This window comes from Falsiroseomonas sp. E2-1-a4 (assembly GCF_051433165.1).
Taxonomy (GTDB): Bacteria; Pseudomonadota; Alphaproteobacteria; order Acetobacterales; family Acetobacteraceae; genus Falsiroseomonas.
This window is the reverse complement of the sequence record NZ_JBHMFS010000027.1, coordinates 48,222-54,975: the sequence shown is the minus strand read 5'-3', so window position 1 is coordinate 54,975 and position 6,754 is coordinate 48,222. Positions and strand designations below refer to the sequence as shown.

Sequence of the window (6,754 nt, the reverse complement as noted above, 5' to 3'; positions counted from 1 at the left end):
CCGGCTTTATCTCGAAGCGGGCGACGACACAGCCGAGGGCGGTGCAGGAGCGGACCTAATCCTCGGCGAGGACGGCAACGACCTGCTTCGCGGCGGCCTGGGCGACGACATCCTCGATGGTGGCCCGGGTGACGACTACCTCATTGGCGGTGCGGGACAGGATGTCTTCAATGGTGACGGAGGCCAGATGCGGTGGATGGTGGACGCTGCGCTCGCCTTCGCCATCGAGCGCAGCGTCCAGTGCGTCGCCGCGGGCGGGTCCTCGTGCAGGGTACGCTCGACTACCGCGGCGATCTGCTCGGGCGAGGCGGCGGCGAAGGCGTGGCCACGCGGGGTGTCCCGGAACAGCCCGTCTGCGCCGTCCTGCATGTAGCGCGCCTGCCAGCGCCAGATCGTCGGCTTGCCTTTGCCTGTCGCCGCCCGGATCGCCATCGTGCCCGCGCCCCCGCGGTCAGCAGCACGATCCGCGCCCGCCAGACGTGGTGCTGCGGGCTCTTGCGGTCCGTGACCACGCCTTCAAGCCGCTCCCGGTCGCCCAGCCGAAGCCGGACCTCAATGCCTTCCCTCATGCGCCCAGACACGCAGGTCTAGGCCAGCAGGGGAATCATCAACGGCGATCTAACCACTAGATCTTCGTAAAAACGTATAAATAACACGGGCGGCTTAACCATTATAGGCTGCAGAATGAATTTGTTGTGCCGAAAGCTGGCTTACCCATGGAAGCGTATCGCGGTGGATAAGCCATGGCGGGACTCTGGATATTTTTCGCGCCGCAGCATCATATTGCTGTTGATTGCCGCGCCCGCGGCGGCGTGGATCGCCGCTGTTCTCGGAGCAATTTGGATTTTTCAGTAGAATAATCTCATACGGATGCGCATCGAGCCTGTCGGGTTTTGCGATGATGGTGGCGGCCGGTGCCGTCCAGATGAGAAGCAGGCCGCCGGCCGCAGCCGATGAGGGTCAGTCGCCGTACCCCTTTCGCAGTCGATCGATCACGCTGAGTGGCCTGGATCGCGGCAGCTTTGCTGCCTGGCGACGCGCATGAAGTTCATGGAGAATGATTTCGCCACCGGATGCGCGCTCCAGCATGAGCTGCCGGTGGAAGATATCGCGCGATCCTGGATGCTGCCCGATGAGCAGGAGACAGGCTTCCGGCAGCCGGTCGACGACCAAGCGTAGCATGGTGTCGGCCGAGGCTGAGTCGAGCGTATCCGTCGCATTGCCGAGCACGATCCAGCGCGGACGCGACAGAATGATCCGCGCGAAGGACAAACGTTGTACCTCCGCCGGGGTGAGAATCTGCGTCCAGTCGGCCGCTTCGTCCAACCGGGATGCGAGATATGCGAGTCCTACGCCGGAGAGCGTGTCCCGCAGCATCGCATCATCGTGACAGTCGGTCGCGTCTGGAAATGCAAGCGCCTGACGCAATGATCCCTGCGGCAGGAACGGCCACGGGCCGATGGCCATCAGGGCGTCATCGGCCGGCAATTCCACGCGGCCGCGCCCCCAGGGCCAGATGCCGGCCAGGACACGGAACAGCGCGCTCGCCGCTTCATGGTCACCATCGACCAGGACCCGCTCACCCGGCTCCACCGTCAGCGAGAGGTCGGACAACGTCGCTGTCCCGTCGGCCGCCGTCACCCACAGATTCTGCACGCGGAGCTGCGAGGCCGGTGCGCGATCCAGCTCGATCGAAACCTCCCCTTTGCGCGCGGCCTCCGCAGCGGCGGTACGGACCGCCCCTTCGAGCAACAGGACTCGTTCCACCGAGGCCCGCCATCCGGCGATCACGGCCAGGTTGTCGACGGGCCAAGACAAGGCTGCCGTAACCTGCTGGAACGCCTGCCCCGATTGTACCAGTCGACCAAGGGACAGTGTGTTCTCGAGGAACCGTGGCACGCCCACCAGGATGGGCAGCACGCTGGCGAGCACGATGTAGCCCGAGGAGAATGTCAGCAGCCGCGCCAGCCCCAGGGACTGGTCCCGCCAGGATTCTGCGATGGTTTCGTACGCGGTCCTGAGCCGTTCGCGTTCCAGAGGTTCACCGCGGGCAACCGCGATTGGCTCGCCGCTTTCATGGGACCGCACCAGGCTGAAGCGGAACTCGGCCTCTCTTGTCTGGCGCACATCGGTCGCGCGCACCAGCGGCCGGCCCAGCATGAAGGCGACAACCGCGCCTGCACCGGCATATGCGAACGCCAGGACCACGAGGTGGCCGGGCACGTCCACCCCCGCGACGCGAACCCAGCCCGAGAGGGACCACAGGATGCCGACGAATGCCACCAACAGCAGCATGCAATAGAACAGGGTGCTGACGAGATCGACCGCGGACTCGGTCGCAATCCGGATATCCTCGGCAATGCGGCCGTCCGGATTGGCATGGTCGCCCGGGATGCGGTCGGCCTGGTAATGCCGCGCATCCTTCATCCAGTCGCCTATGACCCGCGCCGTCAGCCAGCGTCGCCAGTCGAATTGCAGCCACCGGCGGACCATCAGATGCGCCGTGTTGGTCGCCATGGTGCCCAGCAGGATGAGGACGAAGATCCCGATCTGGTCCATGGCGCGGTCCGTCGAGCGTCGTTCCAACGCGTCGAACAGGTCAGCGGTCCAGATATTCAGCCGGATCACCAGCGTGACCTGGGCCACGACAAGCAGGGCCAGCGTCAAGCCCAGCAGCCGTGGCCGCCAGCACCTTCGCTCCGTCCAGTAGGGGCCGGCGAGCCTGATGAAATCATAGAAGAAGCGCTTCGTGTGACCGGGTTCGGCGATTCGGTTCATGGCCCCCTGCACGGATGGGCGAATCCGCACAGGCTGGACCGGGATTTCCCGAAACGGAAGCGGCGCCTTTCTCAGCCCGCGCCAACCGCCACCTCAAGCCAGCCCCGCGCATCCAGCCAAGCGGTGTCGCCCGGCAGCAGCAGCACCGTGGTGGTGTCGCTTTCCACGATGGCCGGGCCGGGCAGATTCTGGCCGGGCGCCAGGGCGGTGAAAGCATAGACCGGCAAATCCTGCATCGTGCCCGCAACAAAGGCGAGGCGCTGCGCCACCGGCGTGGCCGCGGGCTGATCCGGTAGCGGTTGGACCGGCAAGGCAGGCAGGCGGCCGATGGCGGCGACACGGGCCGTGACCAGCACCACTTCCTCCCCCCGCAGGGCGTAGGTGAACAGCGCCTCATGCCGCGCGTGAAAGCTTTCCGCGATGCGGGCTGGCAGGGCGGCGGCGTCCCAATCCACCGCATCCAGCGGGACGCCAATTTCGAAGACTTGTTCGCCATAGCGCATATCGGCGCTGCGTCGGATGGCGGGCGGGGCGTCCATCCATTCCGCCATGCGGGCGCGGGCGGCCGCCTCCAGCTCGGCGAACAGCGCGCGGATGGCGGGCTCATCCGGCAGGCCGGTGGCGCCGATCAGGCTGCGGGAGACTTCGTAGCGCAGATCGGTCTGCAACATGCCCCAGGCGGACAGGCCCGCCGCCAGCAGCGGCACGGCGACGCGCGCCATGCCGAGGTCCCGCGCCACCGCGCTGGCATGCAAGCCCGCCGCGCCACCGAAGGCCAGCAGGCAGAAGCCGCGCGGATCGACGCCACGGCGCACGGTCGCGACGCGGATGCCATCCGCCATGGCGATATTGGCCAGCGCATGGATGCCCGCCGCACATTCCATCAGCCCAAGGCCAAGCTGCGCGCCCAGCCCTTCCACTGCCCCCTGCGCCGCCGCCAGATCCAGCGACCGCCGTCCGCCGAGGAAGCGCGACCCGTCCAGGTAGCCGAGCACCAGATTCGCGTCCGTCACCGCCGGCTCCGTCCCGCCGGCACCGTAGCAGGCCGGCCCGGGCACGGCGCCGGCGCTGCGCGGCCCGACCCGCATCATGCCGCCGGCGCCCACAAAGGCGATGGAGCCACCGCCGGCGCCGAGCGTCACGATATCCAGACTTTCCAGCGCGATACGCTCCCCGCCCACCTGCCGGCCACGCCCGAGCGCCGCTTCCCCAGCCTCGATCAGCGCCACATCGGTGGAGGTGCCACCGACATCGAATGTCACCAGATCCTGCCCCAGCCCGGCGCGGGCCAGCGCCAGCCCGGCGGCCACCCCGCCGGCGGGGCCGGAAAGCGCGGTGCCGGCGGCGATCCGCGCCGCCTCCGCCACGGGCGCGACGCCCCCGTGGGAGAGGATGACGAACAGCGATTGCCGGAACCCGGCCTCCGCCAGGCGGGTCTCCAGCCGCCGGAGATAGCGCGCGACGATGGGACCGACCGCGGCATTCACCACGGTGGTCGAGAACCGCTCGAATTCCTTGATCTGCGGCAGCACGTCCGATGACAGGGTCACATAGACGCCGGGCAGGGCGGCGGTGACGGCGGCGCCTGCCGCCTCCTCATGCGACGGGTCGCGCCAGGAATGGAACAGGCATATGGCCACCGCCTCCACCTGCTCGGCGCGCAGCGCGTCGATGGCGGCGGTCAGCGAGGCCTCGTCCAGCGCCTGCGCCACCTGGCCATCGGCGCGGATGCGCTCGCGCAGCGGCAGGCGCAGGCGGCGGGGGACGAGCGGGGCAGGGGGGGAAAGGCGCAGATCGTACCGCTCGGGCTTTAGCCCCTCCCGCATCTCGATGACGTCGCGATGGCCCTCGGTGGTCAGCAGGCCGATGCGGGCGGTACGGCGTTCCAGCAGCGCGTTGGTGGCGACGGTGGTGCCATGCACCAGGCGCTCCGTCTGGGCCAGCAATTCGGGCAAAGGCAGCCCGAGCATGCCGGCCAGCACGCCGAGGCCATCCAGCACGCCGATCGACTGGTCCTGCGGCGTGGTCGCCGCCTTGGCGAGAAGCGTGGCGCCATCGGCGCCGATGCAGACCACATCGGTGAAGGTGCCGCCGACGTCGCAGCCGATCCGGTAGGGGGGGCGCATGGGAGTCACTCCGGTTTACATCTTGGGCTGGCTCCCCTTACCCAACCCTCTCCCCCGGTCGGGGGGAGAGGGCAGCGCAGGCTGGCGCCTAGCGCCTAGCCGCAGCGGGTGAGGGGGGGCAGCGCAGGTCGATGAAGTTGCTAGACCAAACTCTCGGCCGCATCCGCCGCCCGCGCGGCTGGGTCACGCCGCGCCGGGTCGCCCCATCCGCCGCCGCCGCCGGACCGCACATGCAGCACATCGCCGGGCGCAAGCTGCACGCCGGTTTCCTTGGTCCGTAGGTCGCGCGGCGTGCCCTCCCGCGGGATCAGCCTGTAGCGATGCGGCGCGCCATCGGCCCCGCCGAGCATGCCCGCCGCGCCATGGCGCGCGCCATCGCCGGCGGTGTTGGCCCGCGCCGGACCGGCGGTTTCCACCACCAGCTCCAGCTCGCCCCCCAGCCCGCCACGGTACTGGCCATCCCCCGCCGAGCCGCCCAAAAATTCATGGCGTCGGAAGAACAGCGGGAAGCGGGCTTCCGCCATCTCGACGCTGCCGAATTTCAACCCGCCGGCGGAATGCCATTCCCCGGCGCCGGACCAGCCATCGCCGGTGGCGTGGCCGCCGCCACCAGGCCGCGCATGGAACAGGTGCCAGACGAATTTGCGCCCCGCCCGTCGCGGGTCCTGCCCCTGGATGGCAATCCGGAATCGGCGCCCCCAGCCGCCCATGGCGCGGTTCGGGCAGGCATTGGACAGGGCCTTCACCACCGCCTCCACGATCTCGTTCGAGCAATGGCTGGTGCAGAGCGTCACCGCCGCCCCCTCCGCCGCGCGCACCACGGTGCCCTCCGTCGCCAGCACCGTCAGTGGCCGGAAGGCGCCGTCATTCTTCGCCACCTCCGGGTCCAGCAGATAGGCGAGCGCCATCCGCACGGCGGAGACGGTGTTGGGCCAGGAGGAATTGACGAAGCCCAGCGTCTGCGGATCGCTCGCCGTCAGATCGACCGTCAGCGCGCCGCCCTGCTTGGTGACGGTGGCGCGGATGGTGATGTCCTCGGCGCCATGGCCGTCATCATCCAGCACCGCCTCCCCCTGCCAGGTACCATCGGCCCAGGTGCCGATGATGCGGCGGGCATGGGCCTCGGCCAGGTCCAGGATGGCGTCGGTCGCCGCGTTCAGCTTCGCCGCGCCATGGGTCGCGAGCAGCGCCTCCAGCCGTTTCGCGCCAAGCCGGGCGGATCCCCACATCGCCATCAGGTCCCCGCGGAAGTCCCGCGCGATGCGGGTGTTGAGCGCCAGCATGTGCACGAGGTCCTCGCGCAGCGTATCGCCCTCACCTAGCCGGATCGGCGGGATGCGGATGCCCTCCTGCCAGATCTCGGTGGCGGAGGGGTTGTAGCCGCCATGGGTGGCGCCGCCGATGTCGGATTGGTGGGCGCGGACGACGCAGAGAAATACGAGGTTACCCCCGTCGAAGACGGGCAACACAATGGTCAGATCCGGCAGATGGCTGCCGCCATGCCAGGGATCGTTGAGAAGAAAGCAGTCGCCGGGCCGCATCTGGCCGGGAAACGCCTCCAGCACCGCCTCTGCCGCGAAGGGCATGGCACCGACATGCACCGGGATATGATCCGCCTGCGCCACCAGCCGCCCGCGCGCATCGCACAGCGCGATGGAAAAATCGCGGGAGGAGTTGAGGATCTGGGAGGTTGCGGTGCGCAGCAGCGCCTCCCCCATCTCCTCCACCACGGCGCGGAAGCGGTTCTCGAGGACAGCGAGGGTCACGGGATCAGGTGTCGGCATGGTGCAACGGTCCTGCCGGACGTGCGGCGCGTCAAGCCGGGCAGGGTTGCGGCAGGTGGTATGGCG

The 6,754-nt window shown here is 68.8% G+C and carries 4 protein-coding genes and 1 pseudogene; 1 reads left to right on the top strand and 4 read right to left on the bottom strand.

Annotated elements, in window-relative coordinates; all coding sequences use genetic code 11:
• Positions 1-58: 58 nt before the first annotated feature.
• Positions 59-142: pseudogene (locus tag ACFHNC_RS21870) on the top strand (hypothetical protein); the annotation flags it as partial.
• Here ACFHNC_RS21870 and ACFHNC_RS21865 read toward each other — a convergent pair.
• From ACFHNC_RS21865 to ACFHNC_RS21850, 4 genes are all read right to left on the bottom strand, one after another.
• Positions 136-432 carry a helix-turn-helix domain-containing protein gene (locus ACFHNC_RS21865; RefSeq protein ID WP_437171365.1) on the bottom strand — a complete coding sequence of 99 codons (297 nt, stop codon included), beginning with the start codon at positions 430-432 and terminating at the stop codon, positions 136-138. The pseudogene ACFHNC_RS21870 and the gene ACFHNC_RS21865 overlap by 7 nt on opposite strands.
• 528 nt (positions 433-960) lie before the next feature.
• Positions 961-2,778 carry an ABC transporter ATP-binding protein/permease gene (locus ACFHNC_RS21860; RefSeq protein WP_437171364.1) on the bottom strand — a complete coding sequence of 606 codons (1,818 nt, stop codon included), beginning with the start codon at positions 2,776-2,778 and terminating at the stop codon, positions 961-963.
• A gap of 71 nt (positions 2,779-2,849) precedes the next feature.
• Positions 2,850-4,904 (bottom strand): hydantoinase/oxoprolinase family protein, encoded by a 2,055-nt coding sequence (locus ACFHNC_RS21855; RefSeq protein ID WP_437171363.1) that lies wholly within the window; start codon positions 4,902-4,904, stop codon positions 2,850-2,852.
• A 140-nt stretch (positions 4,905-5,044) separates the two neighbouring features.
• Positions 5,045-6,688 carry a hydantoinase B/oxoprolinase family protein gene (locus ACFHNC_RS21850; RefSeq protein WP_437171362.1) on the bottom strand — a complete coding sequence of 548 codons (1,644 nt, stop codon included), beginning with the start codon at positions 6,686-6,688 and terminating at the stop codon, positions 5,045-5,047.
• Positions 6,689-6,754: the final 66 nt, after the last annotated feature.